Source organism: Sphingobium sp. WCS2017Hpa-17 (genome assembly GCF_031843765.1).
Taxonomy (GTDB): domain Bacteria; phylum Pseudomonadota; class Alphaproteobacteria; order Sphingomonadales; family Sphingomonadaceae; genus Sphingobium.
Genome location: NZ_JAVTIV010000001.1, coordinates 843,975 through 869,375 on the forward strand (window position 1 = coordinate 843,975; position 25,401 = coordinate 869,375).

Here is a 25,401-nt window from a genome sequence, read left to right on the forward strand (position 1 = left end):
CTTGGCGCTTTTGGGCCTAAGACCCCGGCCTGCGCCGGGGTGACGGATAAGGTGGAGAGGGTGGTTACTCCAGCCCCGCGACCAGCCCGTCGATCGCGCCCTGCAATATGTAGCTGGCGGCGAGTTTGTCGACCAGTTCGTCGCGGCGGGCGCGGCTGGCGTCGGCTTCCAGCAGGGTGCGGGTGACGGCCTGCGTCGACCAGCGTTCGTCCCACAGCAGGACCGGGCAGCCCAGATCCGCGACATTATGGGCGAAGGCGCGGCTGGACTGGCTGCGGGGGCTGTTGGTGCCGTCGAGGTTCAGCGGCAGGCCGATGACGATGCCCTTCACCATCTGCTGTTCGATGAAGGCGGCCAGGCCGATCTTGTCCTTGCTGAACTTGCCGCGGGTGACGGTGTAGGCGGGGCTGGCGATCGACCATTGCGCATCGCACAGGGCGAGGCCGATCGTCTTCGTGCCGACATCCATGCCGATCAGGCGCCCGCCCTGCGGCAGGGCTTGCCGAAAGGCGACGCGGTCGGTGGTTACCAGTTTGATGGGTGCAGAAGTCATGCCGTTGCCCTGTCACGTCCTGGGCCTCAAGTCACTTCTTTAGGAAGGCCGCCAGTCGTTTCTGCGCATCCTGCCGCACATTGCCCCAGAACAGGCTGTAGTCATAGACATGGTAGTTGTTGCCCGGCAGGGTGAACGGCCCCATGTCGACCGGCTCCCCGATCATCAGCACGCCGCTGGTGTCGCAGCGGGCGGGCACGATGCCGGTCAGCAGCTTGGGTGGCTGGCCCTGTTCGCGCGCGTCGAGCGTGCCGAGATTGGCGCTGGCCGGTGCCGCGCCGTTGAACGCACCGGTGATCGGGTTGGTGCAGAGCATATGCGTGCCCTTGCGCGGGCGGCCGGTATAGCCGGTCTTGCGCTCGAAACTTTCGACAACGGCGGACGGATCGGCCGGTTCGGCATAGCTTTGCCAGCTGACGATGCAGTGGGACTGGTCCTGCCGCGCGCAGGCGGGGAGGCCGAGGGCTGGCAAATCTGCCTCCACCGATACCGGCCAACCCACGACATAGGCGGCGACGACGCGGTCGGCGATCGGCTGTCCGGCGACCTGTTCGCGCAGCAGTTGCAACAGGTGGCGTGACCCCTGGCTGTGGCCGGCCAGGATCAGCGGACCGGTGGGGTTCGCTTTCAGGAAGGCGGCGAAGGCCTGTGCGACGTCGCGATAGGCAGCGGCCAGCGCCTTGTCGCCATCGGGCTTGTCGGTCAGGAAAGCGCCGTAATTGGCCTGACGGTAGCGCGGCGCCCAGACGGTGCCGGCCGCGTTGAAGGCGCTGGCCTGTCCCATCACGAACCGCTTTGCGGTGGCGTCCGTATCCTTGTCATCCAGCCGGGCATTCCAATAAGCGTCGCCCAATGTGGTGATGTAGCTGGTGGGGTGGATAAAGAAGATGGCGGCCTGACCGGGTTTGGACCGGGGCACGCCAGCGGGCGTCCAGAGCGCAGGGTTGTTATTTTGGATATCAGGCCGGGCGATCCACATGGTCGCGTCGATATAGGCGTCGGCGGGCAGCGGTTGCAGTTCGGCGAAGGCGTTGCGCGGGACCATGACGGCGCGCAGCAACTGCGTGCCCCAGATGCCGAAGACGAGCAACGCCGCGATCACCAGCACGACCAGCGTCGCGATGACATAGAGGAATTTGCGGGCCACCCTTGCTCTCCGAATTTGTCGTGCCTTGTCTGACGCATGGGACTGTCCTGCGCAAGGGGCGCGAAACCCGCTTGAAGCGGGCAAGTGCGGGTGCTAGCGGCTTGGCCCATGTCGATAGACCTTCAGACCGTGAAAAAGATCGCCAGCCTTTCGCGCATTTCGGTGACGGATGCAGAAGCGGAGGCCATGGTGCCGGAACTCAACAACATCCTTGGCTGGGTGGAGCAACTGGGCGAGGTGGACGTGACCGGCGTGCAGCCGATGACCGCCGTCATCCCCAACCATCAACGCCTGCGCGACGACGTCATCAACGATGGCGATGTGCGCGACAAGGTGCTGGCCAATGCGCCGCAGGCCGAACATGGCTTCTTCGCGGTGCCCAAGGTGATCGAATAATGACCAACAATCTGACTGATCTGACGGTTGCGGAAATCCGCGACGGCTTTCGTGCGGGCGATTTTTCGGCGCGCGAAGTGGCGGAAGGCTTCAACGCCAATGTTGCAGCCGCCAAGGCGCTGAACGCCTTCATCGTGGAAACGCCGGAAAAGGCGCTGGAAGCGGCCGATGCCGCCGACAAGGCGAAGGCTGCGGGCGAAACGCTGGGCGCGCTGGCTGGCGTGCCGATCGGCATGAAGGATCTGTTCTGCACCGAAGGCACACAGACCACCGCCGCGTCGCACATGCTGGAAGGCTTCGTGCCGACCTATGAATCGACTGTGTCGGGCAAGCTTTGGGCGGCGGGCGCGGGGATGCTGGGCAAGCTGAACCTCGACCAGTTCGCCATGGGTTCGTCCAACGAGACGAGCTATTATGGCAATGTCATCTCGCCCTGGCGGCGGGGCGGTGGCGATAATGTCGCGCTGGCGCCGGGCGGCTCTTCGGGTGGTTCCTCCTCGGCGATTTCCGCAAGGCTGTGCCCGGCGGCGACCGGGACCGATACCGGCGGTTCGATCCGCCAGCCCGCCGCCTTCACCGGCATTTCGGGCATTAAGCCGACCTATGGCCGCTGCTCGCGCTGGGGCATCGTGGCGTTCGCGTCGTCGCTGGATCAGGCCGGGCCGATGGCGCGCACGGTGCGCGACAATGCGATCCTGCTGGAGGTGATGTCGGGCTTCGATCCCAAGGATTCGACCAGCCTCGATCTGGCGGTTCCCCAGTGGGAAGCCAATTTGTCCAGCGATCTCAAGGGCAAGAAGGTCGGCATTCCCAGGGAATATCGCCCCGATGGCCTGAACGCAGAAATCTCCGCCATGTGGGATCGCGGCATCGCCTGGTTGCAGGACGCCGGCGCCGAGGTGGTGGAAGTGTCGCTGCCGCATACAAAATATGCGCTGCCGACTTACTATATCATCGCTCCGGCTGAAGCGTCTTCGAACCTCGCCCGTTACGACGGCGTGCGCTACGGCCAGCGCGACCTGCCCGATGGGGCGGGCTTGCAGGACATGTATGCCGCGACCCGCGCTGCCGGCTTCGGGCCGGAAGTGAAGCGCCGCATCATGATCGGCACCTATGTGCTGTCGGCCGGCTTCTATGACGCCTATTATACGCAGGCGCAGAAGGTCCGGGCGCTGATCGCGCGCGATTTCGAGCAGGCTTTTGAAAAGTGCGACCTGCTGCTGACGCCGACCGCGCCGAGCGCGTCGTTCGCGCTGGGCGAGAAGCAGGCCGATCCGCTGGCCATGTATCTGAACGACGTCTTCACCGTGCCGGCTTCGCTGGCGGGGCTGCCGGCGATGGCAGTGCCGGGCGGGCTGGATTCGGCCGGACTGCCGATCGGCCTCCAGATCATCGGCAAGGCGCTGGATGAGCAAACCGTGCTGAACGCGGCGCTCGCGATCGAGGAGCGTTCGGGCTTCACGGCGCGGCCGGATAAGTGGTGGTAAGATGGAAGAGGTCGCCACTATAGCATTGGTGGCGATCGCTCTGCCGCTGGTCTATCTTTTGGCTGACATAGTCGGCCTTTGTATGGGGCTAGGTTGGCGACATTATTCCAAGCGACGGAAGGTGCGTCGCGCGAAAGAGAAGTTGCACGAAGATGACTGAATCAACCTATCGCATCCAGGGCGCAACCGGCGAGTGGGAGGTCGTGATCGGCCTGGAAGTCCATGCGCAGGTGACGTCGAACGCCAAGCTGTTTTCGGGCGCGGCGACCGCTTTCGGCGCGGAGCCGAATACACAGGTGAGCCTTGTCGATGCGGCGATGCCCGGCATGCTGCCCGTGCCGAACCGCGAATGCATCCGGCAGGCGGTGCGCACCGGCATGGCGATCGACGCGCAGATCAACAAATGGTCGCGCTTCGACCGCAAGAATTATTTCTACGCCGATTTGCCGCAGGGCTATCAGATCAGCCAGCTTTATCACCCGATCGTGGGTGAGGGGCAGATCGAGATCGTGCTGGACGAAAAGAATCCGGACGCCAGCAAGAAGGTGATCGGAGTCGAGCGCATCCATGTCGAGCAGGACGCCGGCAAGCTGATGCATGACCAGCATCCGACCAGCTCCTATGTCGATCTCAACCGGTCGGGCGTGGCGTTGATGGAAATCGTGTCGAAGCCGGACATGCGTTCGCCTGCCGAAGCGGGGGCCTATCTGTCGAAGCTGCGGACGATCCTGCGCTATGTCGGGTCGTGCGACGGCAATATGGATCAGGGCTCGATGCGCGCCGACGTGAACGTCTCCGTGCGTCGTCCGGGCGAAGAATTCGGCACCCGTACCGAGACGAAGAATGTCAACTCGGTCCGCTTCGTCATGGCTGTGGTCGAGCATGAGGCGAACCGGCAGGTCGATGTGCTGGAAGCGGGTGGCAAGATCGTGCAGGAAACGCGCCTCTATGACCCGGATCGCAATGAGACGCGGTCGATGCGGTCGAAGGAAGATGCGCACGACTATCGCTACTTCCCCGATCCCGACCTGCTGCCGCTGGAACTGGACGACGCCTTCCTGGAGGCATGCCGCCAGTCGCTGCCCGAACTGCCGGATGCCAAGCGCGCACGCTATGAAGGCGCTCTGGGCCTGTCTGCCTATAATGCCGCGACCTTGACGGCCGACGCCGACACGGCGCGCTGGTTCGAGGCGCTGCTGGCCGAAGGCGCGCGCATCCAGAAGAAGAGCGAGGGCGACGTCGCCAAGGCTTCGGCCAACTGGCTGCTGTCGGAGCTGTATGGCGCGCTCAACCGTATTGGCAAATCGTTGGAAGAAAGTCCGGTAAGCCCCGAAGAAGGCGCCGAATTGCTGGCACTGGTGGCCGATGGCACGATCAGCGGCACGATCGCCAAGCAGGTGTTCGAGATCATGCTGGAAACCGGCGACAAGCCCGGCAAGATCGTCGAGGAAAAGGGCCTGAAGCAGACGTCCGACACTGGCGCGATCGAGGCGGCGGTGGCCAAGGTGCTGGCGGATAATGGCGACAAGGTCGAGCAGTATCGCGGCGGCAAGGAAGCGCTGTTTGGCTTCTTCGTCGGCCAGACGATGAAGGCGATGCAGGGCAAGGCCAATCCGCAGGTCGTCAACGAACTGGTGAAGAAGGCGCTGGCGGGCTGATCAGCGAGCCTTTTGATCGGACTTGAGTGCGACGAACAGATATGATCCATAGTGCCTGGGGAAGGGGCTATGGATCATATGTATTGCTTCAGCTTTTGGGGCATCCTGCCCGTCATCATGGCGCTGGCGGCGACGCCATGTCTGGCCGAACCCGCTATGACCGCGCCACCGCTGACCGTCACTACATCGATCGCATTTCCACTGAACACCGTTGTCGGTCCCGTTCGGGCGGGACTATTGTGCATGCCCAACGGCAAGTTGCGCGGCCGGGACTTCCTGCGTTCGCAAAGGGATTTTTCGTTGCTGATCCAGCGGGCGCTTTCCGAGCGTCAGGCCGATCCTTCCTTGGCCCGCCTGGGCGATCTTCAGGTCGATTTGCAAAGGATGCGCGTTAAACTCTGCGCGCGATCCTGGGGCGTCTTTGGAACAGGCGACAGGAAGGCCTTGTCCGGGCAGGCCGAATTTACGTTCGCATGGTCCAGTAATCGGGACAGCGCCGCCACAAAGTCTATCGCCCGCATCATCATCGAACGCAACAAGGATGATGCGATTCCAACGGAGGAGATCATGGAGCAGGCGTTGAACCGGCTGCTGGATCAGATTGCACAGTCTTCCCTCTAGATCGAAATGCTTTTGTATTGAATGACGGCGTAGGTTCGTCTCAAGTCATTTGGCTCTGGCCCAACAAATAAGGGGCGCCGCCGGGGGGACCAGCGACGCCCCTCTTTTATGTCCGGCGCCCTTGGGGAGGGTATGTTGCCGGAGCGGAAGGGACGGGCCGGGAGGGTCTGTGGGGTGTGGCCCGTCCTTTCATCTTCAAGACGTCACAGAACGAAGTTCACCGTCGCCCTAAATGAGATGGCGACGTGATTTTGTTGTTCCTCCGCGCCAAATTCGCCGCCGACGCGGAACGTGTCGGTGCCGCCATAGAGGCGGGCGCGGCCGGTCCAGCCATTGGTGCGGTCTTCCGATACCAAAGTGAAGCGATCGCCATCCTTGAAGTAAGCGGTGGTATCGCCCAGCGATCCGCCCACGATCTGGCGACGGCCGCCTTCCAGTTCGATCCGGACCCAGCCGTCTTCCTTGTTCAGGCTGCCAAAGTCGTAGCCGGCGGTGACGGTGCCGTTGGCGGTCAGTTCGTCGCTGGTGCGGCCCAGCACGGTCAGGTTGAACGCATCGCCGCCACCGGTTTCGCTATAGCCATTTTCCTTGAGCCGGTAATAGTCGATGCCGACCGCCGGACGCAGGCTGAAACGGCCCATGTCGATCTGGTAGGCGGCGCCCGCCGTCGCGGACATGAGCGTGCCGTTCCAGTTGCCGTCCGCCGTGCGGGTGACGTCGCCGCTTTCGAAATGGCGGGTGCCGTCGAACTTGATGCGGGCGGCGGACAGGCGAGCGAAGCTGAGCAGCGGCCCCCATTGGCCGCGCCAGTGTGCCGCCAGCTCAAATTGGTCGGAATCGACCGCATTGTTCGACCCGCCGCTGTCGCTGCCATGGATATAGGCAAAGGAGCCGCCGAACGCGCCGATGTCGCTCAGATATTCCAGACCACCGCCGGCGCCCCAGCCGGTGATGTCGTAGGAGGCGGTGCTGCCCACGCTCTTGGCGCTGCCGAACGCGACCTGCTGCAACCAGAAGCCCAGGCGTCCGTCCTTGGTGCGGTAGATGCCGTTGGGATCGGACAGGATACGAGCGGTGGCGCGCGATCCCGATGTGACGGCTTCGAAGGTGCCGCCGGCATGGTCGGGCAGCATCTGGCGCAGATTGCTGGTCAGGGTCGATCCGTCGTTGATCGCCAGATAGGCGGCGGCGACGTCGGCGTCATTGTCCAGCGCGTTGAAGATCGCCGAATAGGCGCTGGCGGTCGATCCCTTGAGGCCCAGTTCCGACACGGTCTTGGCCGCGACCGACAGGGTCACGGTGCCGGCGGCGCTGTCGCCGGTCACGCTGCTCTTGAACATATAGGGGAGCAGGGTGGCGGTGGTGAGGGTCGGCGCTCCGCTGAGCGAGCCGGCACGGACGATGACATAGTCGCCGACCGATCCGCCGACCTGCGTCAGGTTGACCTTGACCTGCGATCCGCTGGCGAAGCTGGCGGCCCCGGCCACGTCATAGACGGTGCTGGCGCCGGTCTTGCCATTGATGGTGACGCCCAGCGTGGAGGTGCCGCTGGCCGAGAGCGAACCCAATGCGACCGAACCGGTGCCGGTGCTGTTGAGCGTGCCGCCGTTCAGCGTCACCGCGACATTGCCACCATTGGCGATCGCGCCCGACAGCGACGATGTGCCGCCCAGCGTCAGGGTGCCGGCGCCACCGCCGAAATCGACCGTGCCGGCGACCGAGGATGTGCCCGCCAGCGACAGGCTGTTGGTGCCGGTGCCAAAAGCGATATTGCCGGTCAGGCTGGAGGCGCCGGACAGGGCGATGCTGTCGTTGCCGGCGCCCAGGCTGAGATTGCCGGTAATGGAGCCGGCCGAGACGGTCAGTGCGTCATTGCCCGATCCCAGACGAATGTCGCCGATGATGCTGGGCATGGTCGTGGCGGTGGCGGAGGCCGTCGCCTGCGTGAGGGTGACGCCGCTGCTGTTGGCGCTCAGGTCGATCGCGACATTGGAGCCGCTCTTGCCCCCGGTGGCGCTGATCTTGCCGGTGTTCGACAGGCTGGAGACGGTGCCCGACGAATCGAGGATCGCGATCGCGCTGCCCTTTTCGGTGCTGCCTGCCGCAGCCGCCACGGTGCCGCTGACGACGATCGATCCGGCGGTAGCGCCGGCGTCGATCACCAGACCGCGTGCGACCGTGCCGTCCTTCGTCGATCCGCTGGCGGCGACCGATCCGCTGACCTCGATCGTGCCGGCGCTTGCACCGGAGCCAAGGCGCAGGGCGGTAGCGTTGCTGTCATAGGAGACGGCCGCGACCGTGCCGGCGACCTTCACGCCCTTGGCGATGCTGACGTCGCCGCCCAGCCCGCCGATGGCCAGGCCATTGGCGTCGACGCCGTCATAGATGCCATAGCCGGCGATGCCGCCATTGACGATCAGGCCATAGCCGGTGTTGCCCGCCGCGACCGCGCCGATGGTGGTGTCGCTGTCCGCCGCGCCGATCTGGACCGCTGCGGCCTTGCCATAGGTGATGACGGCGGCGGTGCCTTCCGTTGCGTCGGTCAGGCCGTCGCCATCGACGTCGGGTTTGGTGCTGTCCAGCGTGGGCGGTATGTCGAAGATGACGCCGCCGGTGACATTCCCGGCGATCACCAGCGCGGAGCCGCCCTGCAACAGGTCGTCCGCATCCAGCTTGGTCACGTCGGTCGGGCGGGTGGTGCTGCGATAGCCGGTGCTGGTGATCGTGCCCTGGATCTTGACCGCGCCATTGACGTCGCCCAGTAGCGCCGCGCCGATGCTGTTGGCGCCCTGGACCGAGGTGGTGCCGCGCAGCGTGACATTGCCGGTGACGTCATTGGCGACGACGCCATAGCTGTTGTCGCCCAGAACGGCGGTGGTGCCGCTGGTCGACAGATTGCCGGTGAGTGCGCCGTCGAGGCGAATGCCGGCGGACTGGTTGCCCTCGATCGAGATGGTGCCGCTATGGTCGATATTGCCGGTATGGGCCGCGCCGGATTGTACCCAGATGCCGTTCTTGCCAGACCCTTTGGCGAAGGGACCGTCAATGTCGCCGTCGCTGTCCGTGTCGGTCGCGGTATAATCTTCGGTCAGCGTGATGGTGCCGCTGTTGGTGATGGCGCCGCTGGTGCCGGGGCCGACCAGAATGCCGGTGACGTTGTTGGCGTCGTTGATGGTGATGGTGCCCGCGTTCGACACCTTGTTGTTGCTATCGACGGTGACGGCAGCGCCGCTGGTCAGTTTGATCGATCCGGCCGAACTGATGGTGATGTCGTCAGCCGCACCGTTGGCCACGGTGGAGGTTTTGACGGCAGCGGTAGTGGCGGTGCTGATGGTGGTTTCTGCCGCGGCATCGGCCACGGTAAGGGCCACGAGCACGGGCGCGATCGCCGTGCAGGCCAGTAGATGTCGCATGATGTCTCCTCTGCGTATCGCGCTGTATCAAGTGCGCGCGTGCGCATGGGACGTCGCCGGACCGTGGCTTCCGTCAGGCAATGCGATGAATAGTTGTTCAGAATTGAATTGAGCGGCGAGATCGCCCAGCAAAGTCGTTCGTCCTGAGCCTGTCGAAGGACTTTCCTTTCCAGAACCGCGCGGAAGGACGGGGCTTCGACAGGCTCAGCCCGAACGGAGGATGGTGGCATCCCGGTTGGGCGATGCGCCTGCTTAGAAAGCGAAATCTACGCCGACGCGGACGGTGCGGGGGCGTAGCGGGGTGTAATAGTCGGTGCGCAGGTCGAACGGCGTGCCGAGCGAGAAGCGATTGCCGTTGCTGTCCAGCAGGTTGGTGAGCGAAAGCGAATATTGCACCGGGCCACGGGTCAGGCTGGCGGACAGGCTGGTGTCGACATAGTCGCCCTGCGTCTGGCCCAATATCGGCCCGACGCCGAGGCGCGACTTGCCGATATAGCGGGCCGAGCCGGAGAGGCTGAACCGCATGTCGTTACCGATCGTCGTGCGATAATCGAACGCCAGCCGACCACTGAGATTGGCGACGTTGGGCAGGCTGAGCGAACGGCCGTCATAGGAGAGCATGCGCACGAAGTCGGCGGGCTGGGACAGGCGGCTGTCATTATAGATGACGCTGCCGTCGAGCGTAAGTTGCTGCATCGGCCGCACGACGATGCGGCCTTCCACCGTGTAGATTCGGCCGTCGCCGATATTGGCGGTGGTAGGCAGGCCGATGCGATCGGTGACGTCGGCCTGGATATTGCGCCAGTCGGTATAGGCGATGTTGGCGCTGGCGGCGAACAGGTCGCGGCCCGGCACGCCCTTGCGCGCGCCCACTTCCACGGTGGAGATGCGGTCGTTCTGGAAGCGGCGCACCCGCTGGTCATCCACGGCCAGCCCACCGGGGCGAAAGCCCTGCTGAAAGCGGGCGTAGAGGGTGACGTCGGGGATTGCGTCCGTCAGCAGCGAGGCGGATGGCAGGAAGATCGTCTCGCTGCGGTCGGCCTGCGCCTCCGCCCGTGCCAGTTCGCTGTCGGAGAGAGCGGCGACCGGATCGAGCGCTTCGCCCGACAGGCGACTGTTGGTCAGGCGGCCGCCGAAGGTGGCGATCAGCTCCTTGACCGGCTCGAAGGAGGCTTCGCCGAACATGGTCGCTTCCTTGACCATGTTACGCACGCCGGTCGCCGCTGCCGCCATGCCCCGGCCGTACATGGGCACGCCGGGGATGATGGCGGGCTGCACGTCGGCTGTGCCGAAGGAGGTGAGCGAGCGATTGAGATCGGACGTGCTCTGGAGGTAGGAGGCGCCCAATATCCAGCCGAGGCCATTGTCGAGGTCGCGCACCAGCCGGTTTTCGGTCGAGAAGATGTCGACCCGGTTGCGCTGGCGGAACAGGGCGGGCGGGCCGCCCGGCTGGGTCGCGTCGTAGCTTTCCGCCAATATGTGACGGACATAACCGGTGGAGGAGACGAAGCGCAGACTGTCCCACTGCTTCTCGATCCGCAGGTTGCCGAGCAGATAGTCGGAATAATAAGGCTGGGCGACGGCAGAGGCGCGTTCCAGTCGGCCGACAGACCGGGTCGCATATTGGGCGTCGTCGCCGTCGATATGCTGGTAGACGCCGTTGAGGTCGATGGTCCAGTCATCGCTGGGGGCGAAGCGCAGGGCAGCGCGGCCGCCATAGGTGCGCACCCGGTTGACGTCGTCCTTGCCGCGATTGACGTCGTCGATATAGCCGCCGTCCTGCACGCCATAGCCGACGACGCGCAGCGCCAGCTTTTCCGACACGATGGGGATGTTGAGGGTGGCTGACAGGTCGCCGCCCGGATCGCCATGCTGGGTGGCGGAAAGGCCAGCCGACATCTGTCCGCCATATTCGGCGAGGTTGGGCGCATTGGGCATGACGCGGATGATGCCGCCCAGCGATCCGGCGCCGTAGAGCGTGCCCTGTGGGCCTTCCAGCACTTCGACCCGGCCGACATCATAGAGTTTGAGGTCGGGGTCGGGCGCGGCATAGTTCAACCGCATGTCGCCCAGATATTGGCCGGTGGTCGCCTGCGTCGGCCCGGCGACGCCGGAATCCGCAATGGCGCGGATGAACAGCTTGTTGCGGCCGGCGCCGGCATGGGTGGAACTCAGGCTCGCTACCCGCGCGAGCAATGTGGCGGTGCCGCCCGATGCCTCGGCCGTGGTGAACAGGTTGGCGTCCAGCGCTTCTACCATGCCGGCATAGCGGGGCAGAGGCGTGTCGCGCTTGGAGGCGGTAACGATGATTTCGGCGGGCGGCTGTTCGGCCAGTGGTGCGGCCAGGATGGGCGCGCGGGCAGCAGAGGGTGGGGGCGGGGATTTGGCGCGGACGATGCGCCAGCCATTGCTGCCGATCCGCTGGGCTTTTGCGCCGCTTCCCTTGAGTAACATGCGCAGGGCGGCTTCGGGGCTCATCCGGCCCTGAATGGCGGGGGTGCGCAGGCCCGCGAGCGACTGGTCGGACATGCCGATGCTGGCGCCCGTTTGACGGCCGAGCGCTATCACTGCCTCGCCCAGCCGGCCGGGGGCGATGCTGATATCCTGTCTGTTCGCCCCTGAAGCGGGCGTTGCTGTCGCTATGGCGATCGCGAAAAGGGGCGTGGTGACGATCAGAAGGTCAGTTCTGCGGCCCATTTCCCTCCTTCAACAGCCATGCGTCCCCCTGACGCACGGCAGACAGGCCCATCAGCGGCGCGGCCTGCGCAAAGAAGCGCGCAGGATCGCGATCCAACTGGAGCGTGCCGGTAAAGCGTATCGCCTGCACCTGCGGCGTGAATTGCACGGTCAGGCCCAGCGAGCGGGCGGCGTCTTCGGCCACCTGCGTGACGGGCGCGTTGCTGTAGACCAGCTGCCCCTGACGCCAGCTGGCGACGGCGGCGGGCGCGATGTCCATGACGCGCAGCCCCTGCGCATCGTCGGCCAGCGCGCGGCCAGCGGGCAGGGCGATCGCTTCGGCTTGCGGGTTGTAGATCACCTTGCCTTCCGACACGCCGATGCGGGTCGCGGCCTTGGTGCGCACGATGTTGAAGACGGTGCCGGCATCCTCGAACACGGCGTCGCCGACGGTCACGCGGAAGGGGTTGGCTTCGTCATGGCGCACGGTGAAGGCGGCCTCGCCGGCGTCCAGCGCCGCGAAGCGGGCATCCTTGCGATCGAAGCGCATGGTGGTGTCGCCGTTCAGCTCTACCTTCGTGCCGTCGTCCAGCGCGATGGTGCGGATTTCGCCGGGGCGGGTGGTGACGCTGTAGATGTCGCTGCGGTTTGCGACACCGAGTGAGACAGCTGCGACGAGCGCCGCCGCAACCGCGCCGCCGCCGATCCAGTGCAGCGGACGGCGCGACCGGACGCCCGGATCGTTCGCAGCGATGGGCAGGGCGACGGGTTCGGACGGTACGAAGCTGTCCAACTCGCTGTCCGCCAGCATCAGCGCGTCATAAGCGGACGCATGCGCAGGGTCGGCCTCCAGCCATGCGGTGAAGCCTTCCCAGTCGCTAAATTCCGGGTCGCGGGTTTGGATGACCCAACCCAGCGCCTCCTCGTTGATCATGGCTCCGGCCCTGTTCATTTTTTGCCCCTTGCCAGACCTGACGTCGCCGACCCGCTCATTCCGTATCCATTTTCTGCTTGAGCGTCAGCATGGCCCGATAAGCCTTTTGCAGATCCTTCTCCACGGTGGTCAGGCTGACCCCCAGTTCGTCGGCAATGACGCGCTGGCCCACCCCCTCGATCCGGAAGCGGCGGAACACCAGTTCGACGCGCGGCCCCAGGTCACGCAGCACGGCGCGGGCCTCGTTCAACTGTTCGTTCAGCACCATGCGATCATCGACGGCGATATCCTCGGTCGGGTCGGCCATCACCCCGCCCGCGCCCTCCGCCCAATCCTGTTCGCGCCGTTCGCGCCGCGTGGCGGAGCGATAGCGGTCGAGCATCAGATTGTTCGCCATGCGATACAGATAGGGCAGCGGATCGGATACCGGGCCAAGATCCTTGGCCTCCAGCTTCATCCACATATCCTGTAGCAGATCTTCGGCATCGTCGCCCGCGCCGCGTGCGCGCAGGAAGCGCAGCAGGGCGGGGCGGTTGGCCATGAAGATTGCGGAGAGGCCGGTGGCCATGCCTGTCATGCGTCCGTTTATGCTGTTCTGGACGCCGCCATAGAGGGCCGGGCGGGGTCTTGGCAACGTCCAAGCTGTTTACGCGCCTGCCATGCTGGGTTAGCGGGGGAGGAGAGCAGGCATATGGCGGGCGATATGGTGAACGGAATCGACGGCAAGGCGGCGGTGGCGGCGGGAATGGACCCCGATCGGCTGGGCGCGCTGGTCGATCATCTGGATCGCACCTATCTGGCCAGCGGCAAGCTGCCGCACATGCAATTGCTGCTGTCGCGCGATGAAGATGTGCTGCTGTCCGTGGTGCGCGGGCAGGCGCGGGCGAGCGGGGAGCCGTTACAGGCGGACGCGCTCTATCGCATCGCGTCGATGACCAAGCCGATCACATCGGTCGCCTTCATGATGCTGGTGGAGGCGGGCAAGGTCGCGCTGGACACGCCGGTCACGGATGTCATCCCTGAATTTGCCGATCTGCGTGTGGGACAGGCCAATCGGGCCAGACCCAAAAGGCCGATGCTGATGATCGACCTGCTGCGCCATACGTCCGGCCTGACCTATGGCTTGCAGCGGCAGACGCCGATCGATGCACGCTATCGCAAGCTGGGACTGGACGAGTTTCAGCAGAAGCGCACGTCGGACCAGTTCATCGCCGACCTCGCCACCCTGCCGCTGGAATTTTCACCGGGCGACAAGTGGAATTATTCGGTGTCCACCGATGTGCTGGGTGTGGTGGTGGAGCGGTTGAGCCGGCTGGATCTGGAGACATATTTTCGCACCCACATCCTCGATCCGCTGGGCATGGTGGACACGACCTTCATGCTGCCGGACGAAAAGGCGCATCGCATGACCGATGCCTGGCGGCTGGATGAGGGCGGCGGCATCAGTATCGCCGATATCGGCGTGCGCAGCGGATGGCGCCGGACCGGGCGTTTCCTGTCGGGTGGCGGCGGGCTGGTATCGTCGGTGGAGGACTATCATCGCTTCGCGCGCATGTTGCTGCGCGGCGGGGAACTGGATGGGGTGCGGCTGCTGGCGCCGGAGACGGTCACGCAGATGCGCAGCAACCAGTTGCCGGGCGGCGGCGACCTGTCCAGCATGTCCAGCGCGATGTTCAGCGAGGCCGATTATCAGGGCGTCGGTTTCGGGCTGGGCTTTGCCATGGGGATGGAAAGTCAGGAATATTATTGGGGCGGCGTCTTTTCGACCTATTTCTGGATCGACCCGGTCGAGCGGCTGATCGGCCTGTTCATGACCCAGCATCTGCCGTCCAGCACCTATCCGGTCCGCGCTGAATTGCGTGCGGGTGTTTCGGGCGCGATCGTCACGCGACGCCCGCGCTGAACGGATCGAATTGCGGCGCGGCAAGTTATTGCTGCACCGCAAAAATGGCATGGCGTGGGACCAGGCGCTGTGCCATCATCGGCGGTGACTCATCAGGGGGACTGCGCGATGACTCTCGAAGCCCGAACGACACTTCCCAAGCCTGCACCGCGGCAGGTGGACCCGGAAGTCCTGGCCCATGAGATTGTCGAGCGGCTGACATACCGCATCGGAAAGAATGCGGCGGCGGCCAAGCCGCACGACTGGCTGCATGCCGTGATCCTGGAAATTCGCGACCGGGTGATCGACGCCTGGATCGCCTCCACCCAGAAGACCTATGAGGAGCAGGGGCGGCGGGTCTATTATCTGAGCCTGGAGTTCCTGATCGGGCGGCTCATGCGCGACGCGGCATCCAATATGGAGATGCTGGACGATTTGCAGGCGGCGCTGGATTCACTGGGTGTCGACCTGGACCTGATCGCCGCGCTGGAGCCGGATGCGGCGCTGGGCAATGGCGGGCTTGGCCGTCTGGCGGCCTGCTTCATGGAAAGCATGGCGACGGTGGATGTGCCGGCCTATGGCTATGGCATACGATATGTCAACGGCATGTTCCGGCAGGAAATCAGCGATGGCTGGCAGGTGGAATTGCCGGAAAACTGGCTGGCGCACGGCAATCCGTGGGAGTTTGAGCGGCGCGAGGCGAGTTATGAGATCGGCTTTGGCGGCCGCGTCGATCCGGCCGAGAGCGAGGATGCCGGGCCGCACCAGATGCGCTGGCGCGCCGCCGAGCGGGTGATCGCCACCCCCTATGACACGCCGATCGCGGGCTGGCGCGGCAAGAGGGTCAACACGCTGCGGCTGTGGGAAGCGCAGCCGATCGACCCTATCCTGCTCGACAAGTTCAATGCCGGCGACCATCTGGGCGCGCTGTCCGAAAGCAACCGGGCCGAGGCGCTGACGCGGGTGCTCTATCCCGCAGACTCCTCGCCTGCGGGGCAGGAATTGCGGTTGCGGCAGGAATATTTCTTCTCCTCCGCATCGTTGCAGGACATCGTCCGCCGGCACATCCAATATTTCGGCGATGTGAAGACCTTGCCAGACAAGGCGGCGATCCAGCTGAACGACACCCATCCGGCGGTCGCGGTGGCGGAATTGATGCGCATATTGCTGGACGACCATGGCGTCGATTTCGGCGAGGCGTGGGACATTACCCGGCGGACGTTCAGCTATACCAACCACACGCTGCTGCCCGAAGCGCTGGAAAGCTGGCCGGTGCCGCTGTTCGAGCGGCTGCTGCCCCGGCATATGCAGATCGTCTATGCGATCAACAGCAAGCTGCTGGGCGAAGCGCGCAAATCCGGGCAGTTTGATGACGGGGCGATCGGCACGATTTCGCTGATCGACGAAGGCGGTGAGCGGCGGGTGCGCATGGGCAACCTCGCCTTTGCCGGGTCGCATAGCGTGAACGGCGTGTCGGCGCTGCATACCGACCTGATGAAGGTCACGGTCTTTGCCGACTTGCACAAGCTGTATCCGGCGCGGATCAACAACAAGACCAATGGCGTCACCTTTCGCCGCTGGCTGATGCAGTGCAATCCGGGGCTGACCGGTCTGATCCGCGAGGCGATCGGCGACCGATTCCTGGACGATGCGGAGGCGCTGCGCGATCTGGATGGCTTTGCCGACGACAGCGGTTTTCAGGAGAAATTCCTGGCGGTGAAGCGCGCCAACAAGGTGGAACTGGCGAACCTGTTGCGCAAGCGGATCAATGCGCGGATCGACCCGGCGGCTTTGTTCGATATCCAGATCAAGCGCATCCATGAATATAAGCGGCAGTTGCTCAATATCGTGGAGGCGGTGTCGCTCTACGACCAGATCCGGTCGCACCCGGAAAAACACTGGGTGCCGCGCGTGAAACTGTTCGGCGGCAAGGCGGCGCCCAGTTACCATAATGCCAAGCTAATCATCAAACTGGCGAGCGACGTCGCGCGCGCGGTCAATCATGATCCGGCGGTACAGGGCCTGCTGAAGCTGCAATTCGTGCCCAATTACAACGTCTCCATGGCGGAGGTGATGATCCCCGCCGCCGACCTGTCCGAACAGATTTCGACGGCGGGTATGGAAGCGTCGGGCACCGGCAACATGAAGTTTGCGGTCAATGGCGCGCTGACCATCGGCACGCTGGATGGTGCCAATGTCGAAATGCGCGACCATGTGGGGGAAGATAATATCGTCATCTTCGGCCTGACCGCGCAGGAGGTGAATGAGCGGCGGGCGCAGGGCTATGTGCCGCGCGAGGTGATCGGCCAGAGCCGAGAGTTGGGACAGGCGCTGGATGCCATTGCCAGTGGCGTCTTTTCCCCCGACGATCCGGATCGCTACAAGGGGCTGGTGCAGGGCATTTACGACCATGACTGGTTCATGCTCGCGGCCGATTTCGACAGCTATTCCGCCGCGCAGCGCCGCGTCGATGCGCTGTGGTCGGATCAGGCGCTCTGGGCGAAGAAGGCGATCCATAATGTCGCTCGCATGGGATGGTTCTCATCCGACCGCACGATCCGCGAATATGCGGCTGATATCTGGAAGATCGCGCCATGACCGGAGGCAAAGGATAAAGTGGTGCTGAAGCCCGAACAGATCGACCGATTGATCAGCGGGCTGGATGACGATCCCTTTGCCACGCTTGGCGTGCATCCGGCCGGGAAGGGATTCACCGCCTGTGTGTTGCTCCCCGAGGCGGTGAGTGTCGAGGCGCAGACGCTGGACGGCAAGAGCGTCGGCACGCTGGAGCAGGTGCATGGCGAAGGGCTGTTCTTCGGCAAGGTCGCGGTCAAGACGCGCCAGCCGCTACGCTATGTCGCGACCTATGGTGATGGCGGCGGATATGCGCTGGTCGATCCTTACGGCTTTGGTCCGGTGCTGGGGCCGATGGACGATCATTATCTGGCCGAAGGATCGCATGGCCGGCTGTTCGATAAGCTGGGCGCGCATGTCATCACCCATGAGGGCGTGACCGGCACCCATTTCGCGGTCTGGGCACCCAATGCGCGGCGGGTGGCGGTGGTCGGCGACTTCAACCGCTGGGACGGGCGGCGCGGTTTGATGCGCCATCGCGCCGACGCTGGCCTGTGGGAGCTTTTCCTGCCCGACGTGGGGTCGGGCAGCGTGTATAAATATGAGATTGTCGGCGCGGACGGGGTGGTGTTGCCGCTGAAGGCCGATCCCTTTGCCTTCCAATCGGAATTGCGGCCCTCCACCGCCTCGATCATCGCGGCGCCGGACGATCACAAATGGGGCGACGATCGCCATCGCGACTATTGGCGCACGGCCGATGCGCGCCGCCAGCCGGTGTCGATTTACGAAGTGCATGCCGGGTCATGGCAGCGCGGGGATGACGGCAATTTCCTGAGCTGGGATGCGTTGGCGAACCGGCTGATCCCCTATGTTGTGGGTATGGGCTTTACCCATATCGAATTTCTGCCGATCAGCGAATTTCCCTATGATCCCAGCTGGGGGTATCAGACGCTCGGCCTGTATGCACCGACCGCGCGGTTTGGCGATCCGGCGGGTTTTGCGCGCTTCGTCGATGGCGCGCATCGGGCGGGGATCGGCGTCATCCTCGACTGGGTGCCGGCGCATTTCCCGACTGACGAACATGGGCTGGCCCGCTTTGATGGCACGGCGCTGTACGAACATGCCGATCCGCGCAAGGGATTCCATCCCGACTGGAATACGGCGATCTATAATTTCGGTCGGCGCGAAGTGGCGCAATATCTGGTCAATAATGCGCTGTTCTGGGCGGAGCGTTATCATGTCGACGGGCTGCGCGTCGATGCCGTCGCTTCGATGCTCTATCTCGACTATTCACGCGCGCCGGGCGAGTGGATACCCAACGACCATGGCGGGCGGGAAAATGTGGAGGCGGTCGCTTTCCTCCAGCAGATGAACAAGGCGCTCTATGGCGCGCATCCCGGCATCATGACCATTGCCGAGGAATCGACCAGCTGGCCCGGCGTGTCGCAGCCTGTGGATGCCGGCGGGCTGGGCTTCGGGTTCAAATGGAATATGGGCTTCATGCACGACACGCTGCGCTATTTGCAGCGTGACCCGGTGCATCGCGCCCATCATCATGACGATATCACCTTCGGTCTGCTCTACGCCTTTACCGAGAATTTCGTGCTGGCGCTCAGCCATGACGAGGTGGTGCATGGCAAGGCATCGTTGCTGCACAAAATGGCTGGCGACGACTGGCAGAAGTTCGCGACGCTGCGGGCTTATTATGCCTTCATGTGGGGCTATCCCGGCAAGAAGCTGCTGTTCATGGGGCAGGAATTTGCCCAGCGTAGCGAATGGAGCGAGGATCGCGCACTCGACTGGGATCTGCTGGATCATGGGCCGCATCTGGGGGTGCAGAAGCTGGTGAGCGATCTCAACCATCTCTACCGCTCCCGCCCGGCGCTGCATGCGCGCGATTGCGAGGCAGAGGGGTTCGAATGGGTGTTGGTGGATGGCGCGGCGGATAGCGTCTTCGCCTGGCAACGGCGCGCGCCCGGCGTCCGGCCGATTGTGGTCATCAGCCATTTCACCCCGGTGCTGCGGCATGGCTATCGCATGCGCCTGCCATCGGGCGGGCGCTGGCGCGAGATTTTGAACAGTGACGCTGCCGATTATGGCGGCAGCGGCGCGGGCAATATGGGACGGGTGCAGGCGGATGAGGAAGGGTGGGCGAACATCACCATCCCGCCCTTTGCAACCCTGATGCTGGAACTGGATTATTGAACACCGACGGCGCGTGCAGGCAGTCGCGGGCGAAATGAGGAGAGGCCCTATGCAGAGCAAATATCAGCCGATCGCGCGTGACGCCATGGCCTATGTCCTGGCCGGTGGTCGCGGCAGTCGGTTGGCGGAACTGACCGATCGCCGCGCCAAGCCCGCCGTGCATTTCGGTGGCAAGGCGCGGATCATCGACTTCGCGCTTTCCAATGCGCTCAACAGCGGCATTCGCCGCATCGGCGTGGCCACGCAATATAAGGCCCATTCGCTGATCCGCCATTTGCAGCGCGGCTGGAACTTCCTGCGCCCCGAACGCAATGAGAGTTTCGACATATTGCCGGCCAGCCAGCGCATTTCCGAGAGCCAGTGGTATGAAGGCACCGCCGATGCCGTGTACCAGAATATCGACATTATCGAGGCTTATGCGCCCGAATATATGGTCATTCTGGCTGGCGATCATGTCTACAAGATGGACTATGAGCTGATGCTCCAGCAGCATGTCGACAGTGGCGCGGATGTCACTGTCGGCTGTCTGGAGGTGCCGCGCATGGAGGCGGTGGGTTTCGGCGTGATGCATGTCGATGAAGCGGACGTCATCACCGCCTTCATCGAAAAGCCCAAGAACCCGCCCGGCATTCCGGGGCAGCCTGACATGGCGCTGGCGTCGATGGGCATCTATGTCTTTCGCACCCGCTTCCTGATCGAGCAATTACGCCGCGATGCCGACGACCCGGCCAGCAAGCGGGATTTCGGCGGCGACATCATTCCCCATATCGTCAAGCACGGCAAAGCGGTGGCGCATCGCTTTTCCAGCAGTTGCGTGCGGGCCGAAAGCGAGCTGGTCCCCTATTGGCGCGATGTCGGCACGATCGACGCCTATTGGCAGGCCAGCGTCGACCTGACCGATGTGGTGCCCAGCCTTGACCTGTACGATCGCAGCTGGCCGCTCTGGACCTATTCGGAGGTCACGCCGCCGGCCAAGTTCGTGCATAATGAGGATGGCCGGCGCGGATCGGCAACCTCCTCGCTGGTGGCGGGCGGGTGTATCGTGTCGGGATCATCGCTCCATCGCAGCCTCCTCTTTTCGGGCGTGCGGACACATAGTTTTTCGTCGGTGACGGACAGCGTCATCATGCCTGATTGCGAGATCGGGCGCGGGGCGCGGTTGCACAAATGCGTGGTGGATTCGGGCATCCTGATCCCGCCGGGCCTGATCATCGGCGAAGATCCGATATTCGATGCGCAGCGTTTCCGCCGCACCGAAAGCGGCATATGCCTGGTGACGCAGGCGATGATTGACCGGCTGGCGGCCTGAGCGACGCCATGACGATCAAGCTGTTGTCGGTTGCGTCCGAAATCTATCCCCTCATCAAGACGGGCGGGCTGGCCGATGTCGTGGGCGCGCTGCCCGCTGCGCTGGCGGGGCAGGGCGTGCAGGTGCGCACATTGGTGCCCGGTTATCCGGCGGTCATGGCGAAGCTGGGCAAGACGAAGATCGTCCATCGCTATCCCGACCTGTTCGGCGTGGCGGCCAGCCTGCTGGCGGCGCAGGTCGATGGCCTCGACCTGCTTATACTGGACGCGCCCGGCTTCTTCGCGCGGGAAGGCGGCCCCTATGGCGATCATGGCGGCAATGACTGGCCCGACAATTGGCGCCGTTTCGGGGCGCTGTCGCGGGCCGGGGCGGACATAGCGGAAGGGCGGCTGAAGGGCTGGCGGCCTGATGCCGTCCATGTCCATGACTGGCAGGCGGCGATGACGGCGGCCTATATGCGCTTTGGCCCGGCCGCGCATCTCCCCAAGCTGGTGACGATCCACAACCTCGCCTTTCAGGGGCGGTTCGCGGCGGATATTTTCCCCCATCTCGGTCTGCCGCCCGAAGCCTGGGGCGTCGATGGCGTCGAATATTATGGTGGGATCGGCTATCTGAAGGCGGGGCTGGTGTCGGCCGATGCGATCACCACGGTCAGCCCGACCTATGCGCAGGAAATCCGGTCGCCGGTGCATGGCATGGGGCTGGATGGCCTCATCAACGGGCGAGTCGACAAGTTGCACGGTATATTGAACGGCGTCGATACCGATATCTGGAACCCCGCGACGGACGCGCTGATCGCCAAGCCCTATGGCGCCCGCGCGCTGGGTAAGCGAGCGGCCAATCGGCGCGCGCTGGAGACGCGGTTCGGGCTGGAGCATGACGATGCGCCGCTCTGCATCATCGTCAGCCGCCTCACCTGGCAGAAGGGTATGGACCTGATGATCGACGCGGCCGAGCATCTGGTCGCACTGGGCGGCAAGCTGGCCGTATTGGGATCGGGCGATCATCCGTTGGAAGGCGCGCTGCTGGGCGCGGCGGATCGGCATCGTGGGCGGATCGGCGTGCAGATCGGCTATGACGAGCCGCTGTCGCACCTGATGCAGGCGGGCGGCGACGCGATCCTGATCCCGTCGCGCTTCGAGCCATGCGGCCTGACCCAGCTTTATGCGCTGCGCTATGGCTGCGTGCCGGTGGTGGCGCGGGTCGGTGGGCTGGCCGATACGGTGATCGACGCCAATGAGGCGGCGGTGGGCGCGGGCGCGGCGACGGGCATCGTCGTCGCGCCGGACGATGCGCTGGCGCTACATGGGGCGATCAACCGGCTGGTGGCACTGCATGCCGACAAGCCGGCATGGGAGGCGATGCAGCGCGCGGGCATGGGCGCCGATTTCAGCTGGACCCACAGCGCGGCGCGCTATGCCGATCTCTACCGGGCGTTGATCGCGGAGGCGGCATGACCTTCGGACCAACCATCGGCGCGGGTGGCACGCGCTTTTCGGTCTGGTCGCCCGATGCGGTGCAGCTCTGGCTCTGCCTGTTCGATGGCGATGATCGGGAGGTGCGGCTGCCCATGCTGCGCGATGCCGATGGTTGCTGGCATGGCGAGGCGGCCGGCGTGGGGGAAGGCGCGCGCTACGGCTTTCGCGCTGATGGCCCTTATGATCCGGGTGCGGGCCTGTGGTTCGATCCCGACAAGCTGCTGCTCGATCCCTATGCGCAGGCGATCGACCGGGCCTTTGTCTATGATCCGGCTCTGGCAGCACTGCGGGGGCAAGGGAACGATACCGCGCCATTGATGCCCAAGGGCGTCGTGACGGCAGGGTTGCCGACGGTTGCGCCCGAACCGCCACGCTTCGCACCGGGCGGGCTGATCTATGAAGTGCAGGTGCGTGGCTTCACCATGCTGCATCCCGACGTGCCGGAGGCGCAGCGTGGGACGATCGCCGCACTCGCGCATCCCGCCGTCATCGACCATCTGAAAAAGCTGCATGTCGGCGCGATCGAATTGATGCCGATCAACGCCTGGATCGACGAGCGGCATCTGGGGCCGCTCGGCCTGACGAATGCGTGGGGCTATAATCCGGCCAGCTATTTCGCGATCGACCCGCGACTGGCGCCCGGCTGCATGGCGGAACTGCGGGATACGGTGGCGGCGCTGCATGACGCTGGCATCGGCGTCATCCTCGACATGGTCTATAATCATGACGGGGAAAGCGATGCGCAGGGGCCGACGCTGTCGCTGCGCGGGCTGGATGCGCGGGGCTATTTCCGACACGCAGCGGACGGCACCCTGATCAACGATACCGGCACGGGCAACAGCATCGCGTGCAACGCGCCGATCGTGCGGCGTCTGATCCTCGATTCGCTGCGGCATTTCGTGGCGCAGGCCGGGGTGGACGGTTTCCGTTTCGACCTTGGCCCGGCGCTGGGACGGATGGCGGACGGGTTCGATCCACAGGCCCCGCTGTTGCAGGAGATGCGCGCCGATCCGTTGCTGGCGGACCGGGTGATGATTGCCGAGCCGTGGGACATCGGGCCGGGCGGCTATCAACTGGGGCGGTTCGGCGAGGGCTGGCTGGAATGGAATGACCGCTATCGCGACGATATGCGGCGCTTCTGGCGCGGCGACGCGGGGACGCTGGGCGCGCTGGCCACGCGGCTGGCGGGATCGTCGGATATGTTCGGCGGGGATCGGACCCGCAGCGTCAATTTTCTTGCGGCGCATGACGGCTTCACGCTGGCGGACCTGACGGCGTACGAACAGCGACATAATGAGGCCAATGGCGAGCAGAACCGCGATGGCCATGGCGAGAATTTCAGCTGGAACAACGGCGTTGAGGGACCGAGCGACGATCCGGCGGTGCTGGCTGCGCGGCGGCGGGATAGAGAGGCGCTGCTGTCCACGCTGTTCGCTTCACGCGGGACGATCATACTGACCGCCGGCGACGAATTCGGGCGCAGCCAGCAAGGCAATAACAATGCCTATGCGCAGGACAATGCGATCGGCTGGATCGATTGGGCAGGCCGCGATCGGGCGCTGGAGGCGCATAGTTTCGCACTCGCGGCGTTACGGGCGGAAGCGACGGAGTTGCAAGGCGTCGTCATGCTGACCGACGCCGATGTGGAATGGCTGGATGAGAATGGTCAGGGGCTGACGATCGGTCAGTGGGAAGATTCGGGCCGTCGCTGGCTGGCACTGCGCTATCGGAAGAGCGGCCTGGCTGTTTGCGTCAATGGCGCGGATCAGGCGTGCCGGTTCCATTTGCCCGAAGGCGATGTGACGGTGGATGCGCGATCGGTGCGGATCAGCCGACCGGAACGCTGAACAGGTCCGGCCGCCGCAGTCGCAATGCCATCAATGTGATCGCCAGCTTGCCGTCGGCGATTTTCTTGTCGGTAAATAGCGTCCATAGCTCGTCCAGCGGCAGTTCGTGGACGCTGATATGTTCCTGTTCCTCATCCAGCCCGCCACCGGCGGCGATCCGGTCCGCCGCGCGATATTCGGCGAGGAAATAGTCGATCTTTTCGGTCACGACGCTGGGGATGCTCCAGATCTGGCCAAGATGGGTGAGGGCGCCGAGGCGTACGCCCGCTTCCTCCAATGCCTCGCGCCGGGCGCAGTCGGCCGGCTCATCCTCCAATATGCCGGCGATCGCCTCCAGCATGTCGGGCAGGCCCGCCAGCATCACCGGGGTGCGCGGCATGGATACAACGAGCGCGACGTGGCGATCGGGATCATAGGGCAGGACGGCGACGGCGCGATTCATCTCGACCACATGGCGCTCGAATGTCTCGCCGTCGGGCGCGCGCATGGCGACCAGCAGCAGGTTGAGCCAGCCCTGATAGAGGGGGCGTGTCGAGATTATGCTGGTCATCGGGCGTTCTCCGGTTCCGTTCGCCTTAACCCAGCGACGGCGTAACGCCAATGATGATGGAAATGGTGAGTCCAGCTGGGCTCGAACCAGCGACCTACTGATTAAAAGTCGGTAGATTATCCATATTTATCAAAGCGCATTTCTACATGTTACACGTTCTGTTCACGGACGCTACCCCTAAGCGTTGCGGGATTTGTAGAAATGGACCGAACGTCAGTAGGCGAGGGGGTAGGCCTACTGATCGTCGACTGATTTCTGAGCGGGAAGATGTCGCAATATTCGTCGCGCGGCTCAGCCGGTGGCGGGCGCAGCTTCGGGCTGGGCTTCGGCTGGCGCAGCGCCGGCCGTGATCCATCCAGGGTAATTCGCACCACCGCGCCGAACGGCTCCCTGCTCTGGAAGGCCGCGCGGGCGTTATCGATGTCGGACAGGATCAGGTCGACCTCGTGCGGCTGGATATAGCCGATCTGTCGGCCGCGACAGGTATAGACCCCGACGGCCGGGCGGCGGCCGATCTTGCCGCGCTCGCGGCGCAGCGTCAGCGCATCGCCCGCAACGCTGATACCGATCTCCGCCAGGCGCCCAGCCGCCCGGTCCGTCTTGAAGTCGGAGCCGATGACGAGGAAGGAGACGGAGCCCGTGAACATGATAGGAACATAAGCGTCCTGTGG

18 protein-coding genes are annotated in these 25,401 nt (G+C 64.4%); 10 read left to right on the plus strand and 8 right to left on the minus strand.

What is annotated here, in order from left to right; translation table 11 throughout:
* Positions 1 to 64: 64 nt before the first annotated feature.
* Both ruvX and RQH62_RS04045 read right to left on the minus strand, forming a co-directional pair.
* Positions 65 to 553: a Holliday junction resolvase RuvX gene (gene ruvX / locus RQH62_RS04040; RefSeq protein WP_405053509.1), complete on the minus strand. Its 489-nt coding sequence runs from the start codon at positions 551 to 553 to the stop codon at positions 65 to 67.
* 31 nt (positions 554 to 584) lie between these two features.
* A complete protein-coding gene (locus RQH62_RS04045; RefSeq protein ID WP_311267422.1) occupies positions 585 to 1,700 on the minus strand; it encodes a DUF3089 domain-containing protein in 1,116 nt (371 codons plus the stop codon).
* Positions 1,701 to 1,808: 108 nt separating this feature from the next.
* Here RQH62_RS04045 and gatC point away from each other — a divergent pair, with 108 nt between their 5' ends.
* From gatC to RQH62_RS04065, 4 genes are all read left to right on the plus strand, one after another.
* The gene (gene gatC / locus RQH62_RS04050) at positions 1,809 to 2,096 is read left to right on the plus strand and encodes an Asp-tRNA(Asn)/Glu-tRNA(Gln) amidotransferase subunit GatC (protein WP_093015170.1); all 288 of its coding nucleotides are present in this window, start codon (positions 1,809 to 1,811) and stop codon (positions 2,094 to 2,096) included.
* Positions 2,096 to 3,583 (plus strand): Asp-tRNA(Asn)/Glu-tRNA(Gln) amidotransferase subunit GatA, encoded by a 1,488-nt coding sequence (gene gatA, locus RQH62_RS04055; RefSeq protein ID WP_311267423.1) that lies wholly within the window; start codon positions 2,096 to 2,098, stop codon positions 3,581 to 3,583. Before gatC ends, gatA begins: the two co-directional genes overlap by 1 nt.
* Positions 3,584 to 3,735: 152 nt before the next feature.
* Positions 3,736 to 5,241, plus strand: a complete 1,506-nt coding sequence (gene gatB / locus RQH62_RS04060; protein WP_311267424.1) for an Asp-tRNA(Asn)/Glu-tRNA(Gln) amidotransferase subunit GatB — start codon at positions 3,736 to 3,738, stop codon at positions 5,239 to 5,241.
* Between the two features lie 117 nt (positions 5,242 to 5,358).
* A complete protein-coding gene (locus RQH62_RS04065) occupies positions 5,359 to 5,862 on the plus strand; it encodes a hypothetical protein (RefSeq protein WP_311267425.1) in 504 nt (167 codons plus the stop codon).
* A 203-nt stretch (positions 5,863 to 6,065) separates the two neighbouring features.
* Here RQH62_RS04065 and RQH62_RS04070 read toward each other — a convergent pair whose 3' ends face one another.
* The 4 genes from RQH62_RS04070 to RQH62_RS04085 all read right to left on the minus strand — a co-directional run bounded on the left by RQH62_RS04070 (position 6,066) and on the right by RQH62_RS04085 (position 13,453).
* Entirely contained in the window at positions 6,066 to 9,275 is a 3,210-nt protein-coding gene (locus RQH62_RS04070; RefSeq protein ID WP_311267426.1) for an autotransporter domain-containing protein, read from the minus strand.
* Positions 9,276 to 9,527: 252 nt separating this feature from the next.
* Entirely contained in the window at positions 9,528 to 11,972 is a 2,445-nt protein-coding gene (locus RQH62_RS04075) for a TonB-dependent receptor (protein WP_311267427.1), read from the minus strand.
* On the minus strand, positions 11,956 to 12,885 hold the full coding sequence (locus RQH62_RS04080; RefSeq protein WP_311267531.1) for a FecR domain-containing protein: 930 nt from the start codon (positions 12,883 to 12,885) through the stop codon (positions 11,956 to 11,958). The genes RQH62_RS04075 and RQH62_RS04080 overlap by 17 nt, the downstream gene beginning before the upstream one ends.
* A gap of 55 nt (positions 12,886 to 12,940) precedes the next feature.
* Entirely contained in the window at positions 12,941 to 13,453 is a 513-nt protein-coding gene (locus RQH62_RS04085) for a sigma-70 family RNA polymerase sigma factor (protein ID WP_311267532.1), read from the minus strand.
* A 123-nt stretch (positions 13,454 to 13,576) separates the two neighbouring features.
* Here RQH62_RS04085 and RQH62_RS04090 point away from each other — a divergent pair, with 123 nt between their 5' ends.
* The 6 genes from RQH62_RS04090 to glgX all read left to right on the plus strand — a co-directional run bounded on the left by RQH62_RS04090 (position 13,577) and on the right by glgX (position 24,180).
* Positions 13,577 to 14,788 (plus strand): serine hydrolase domain-containing protein, encoded by a 1,212-nt coding sequence (locus RQH62_RS04090; RefSeq protein ID WP_311267428.1) that lies wholly within the window; start codon positions 13,577 to 13,579, stop codon positions 14,786 to 14,788.
* 108 nt (positions 14,789 to 14,896) lie between these two features.
* A complete protein-coding gene (locus RQH62_RS04095) occupies positions 14,897 to 17,365 on the plus strand; it encodes a glycogen/starch/alpha-glucan phosphorylase (protein ID WP_311267429.1) in 2,469 nt (822 codons plus the stop codon).
* 21 nt (positions 17,366 to 17,386) lie between these two features.
* The gene (gene glgB / locus RQH62_RS04100; RefSeq protein WP_311267430.1) at positions 17,387 to 19,546 is read left to right on the plus strand and encodes a 1,4-alpha-glucan branching protein GlgB; all 2,160 of its coding nucleotides are present in this window, start codon (positions 17,387 to 17,389) and stop codon (positions 19,544 to 19,546) included.
* Between the two features lie 49 nt (positions 19,547 to 19,595).
* A complete protein-coding gene (glgC, locus tag RQH62_RS04105) occupies positions 19,596 to 20,855 on the plus strand; it encodes a glucose-1-phosphate adenylyltransferase (RefSeq protein ID WP_311267431.1) in 1,260 nt (419 codons plus the stop codon).
* A gap of 8 nt (positions 20,856 to 20,863) precedes the next feature.
* The gene (gene glgA, locus RQH62_RS04110; RefSeq protein ID WP_311267432.1) at positions 20,864 to 22,312 is read left to right on the plus strand and encodes a glycogen synthase GlgA; all 1,449 of its coding nucleotides are present in this window, start codon (positions 20,864 to 20,866) and stop codon (positions 22,310 to 22,312) included.
* Positions 22,309 to 24,180, plus strand: coding sequence for a glycogen debranching protein GlgX (glgX, locus tag RQH62_RS04115; RefSeq protein ID WP_311267433.1), 1,872 nt, complete (start codon positions 22,309 to 22,311; stop codon positions 24,178 to 24,180). Before glgA ends, glgX begins: the two co-directional genes overlap by 4 nt.
* Here glgX and RQH62_RS04120 read toward each other — a convergent pair.
* The gene (locus RQH62_RS04120) at positions 24,161 to 24,730 is read right to left on the minus strand and encodes an NUDIX hydrolase (RefSeq protein ID WP_311267434.1); all 570 of its coding nucleotides are present in this window, start codon (positions 24,728 to 24,730) and stop codon (positions 24,161 to 24,163) included. The two genes, glgX and RQH62_RS04120, sit on opposite strands and share 20 nt — an antisense overlap.
* 149 nt (positions 24,731 to 24,879) lie before the next feature.
* The gene (locus tag RQH62_RS04125) at positions 24,880 to 25,377 is read right to left on the minus strand and encodes a hypothetical protein (RefSeq protein WP_311267435.1); all 498 of its coding nucleotides are present in this window, start codon (positions 25,375 to 25,377) and stop codon (positions 24,880 to 24,882) included.
* Positions 25,378 to 25,401 lie beyond the last annotated feature (24 nt).

What these genes read in the sequence shown, in the direction of transcription:
- gatB (WP_311267424.1), top strand. Translation starts at nt 3,736, where the DNA reads ATGACTGAATCAACCTATCGCATCCAGGGCGCAACCGGCGAGTGGGAG.
- gatA (WP_311267423.1), top strand. Translation starts at nt 2,096, where the DNA reads ATGACCAACAATCTGACTGATCTGACGGTTGCGGAAATCCGCGACGGC.
- RQH62_RS04090 (WP_311267428.1), top strand. Translation starts at nt 13,577, where the DNA reads ATGGCGGGCGATATGGTGAACGGAATCGACGGCAAGGCGGCGGTGGCG.
- RQH62_RS04085 (WP_311267532.1), bottom strand. Translation starts at nt 13,453, where the DNA reads ATGGCCACCGGCCTCTCCGCAATCTTCATGGCCAACCGCCCCGCCCTG.
- RQH62_RS04080 (WP_311267531.1), bottom strand. Translation starts at nt 12,885, where the DNA reads ATGATCAACGAGGAGGCGCTGGGTTGGGTCATCCAAACCCGCGACCCG.
- ruvX (WP_405053509.1), bottom strand. Translation starts at nt 553, where the DNA reads ATGACTTCTGCACCCATCAAACTGGTAACCACCGACCGCGTCGCCTTT.
- RQH62_RS04125 (WP_311267435.1), bottom strand. Translation starts at nt 25,377, where the DNA reads ATGTTCACGGGCTCCGTCTCCTTCCTCGTCATCGGCTCCGACTTCAAG.
- RQH62_RS04120 (WP_311267434.1), bottom strand. Translation starts at nt 24,730, where the DNA reads ATGACCAGCATAATCTCGACACGCCCCCTCTATCAGGGCTGGCTCAAC.
- glgA (WP_311267432.1), top strand. Translation starts at nt 20,864, where the DNA reads ATGACGATCAAGCTGTTGTCGGTTGCGTCCGAAATCTATCCCCTCATC.
- RQH62_RS04065 (WP_311267425.1), top strand. Translation starts at nt 5,359, where the DNA reads ATGGCGCTGGCGGCGACGCCATGTCTGGCCGAACCCGCTATGACCGCG.
- gatC (WP_093015170.1), top strand. Translation starts at nt 1,809, where the DNA reads ATGTCGATAGACCTTCAGACCGTGAAAAAGATCGCCAGCCTTTCGCGC.
- RQH62_RS04095 (WP_311267429.1), top strand. Translation starts at nt 14,897, where the DNA reads ATGACTCTCGAAGCCCGAACGACACTTCCCAAGCCTGCACCGCGGCAG.
- glgX (WP_311267433.1), top strand. Translation starts at nt 22,309, where the DNA reads ATGACCTTCGGACCAACCATCGGCGCGGGTGGCACGCGCTTTTCGGTC.
- RQH62_RS04075 (WP_311267427.1), bottom strand. Translation starts at nt 11,972, where the DNA reads ATGGGCCGCAGAACTGACCTTCTGATCGTCACCACGCCCCTTTTCGCG.
- RQH62_RS04070 (WP_311267426.1), bottom strand. Translation starts at nt 9,275, where the DNA reads ATGCGACATCTACTGGCCTGCACGGCGATCGCGCCCGTGCTCGTGGCC.
- glgC (WP_311267431.1), top strand. Translation starts at nt 19,596, where the DNA reads ATGCAGAGCAAATATCAGCCGATCGCGCGTGACGCCATGGCCTATGTC.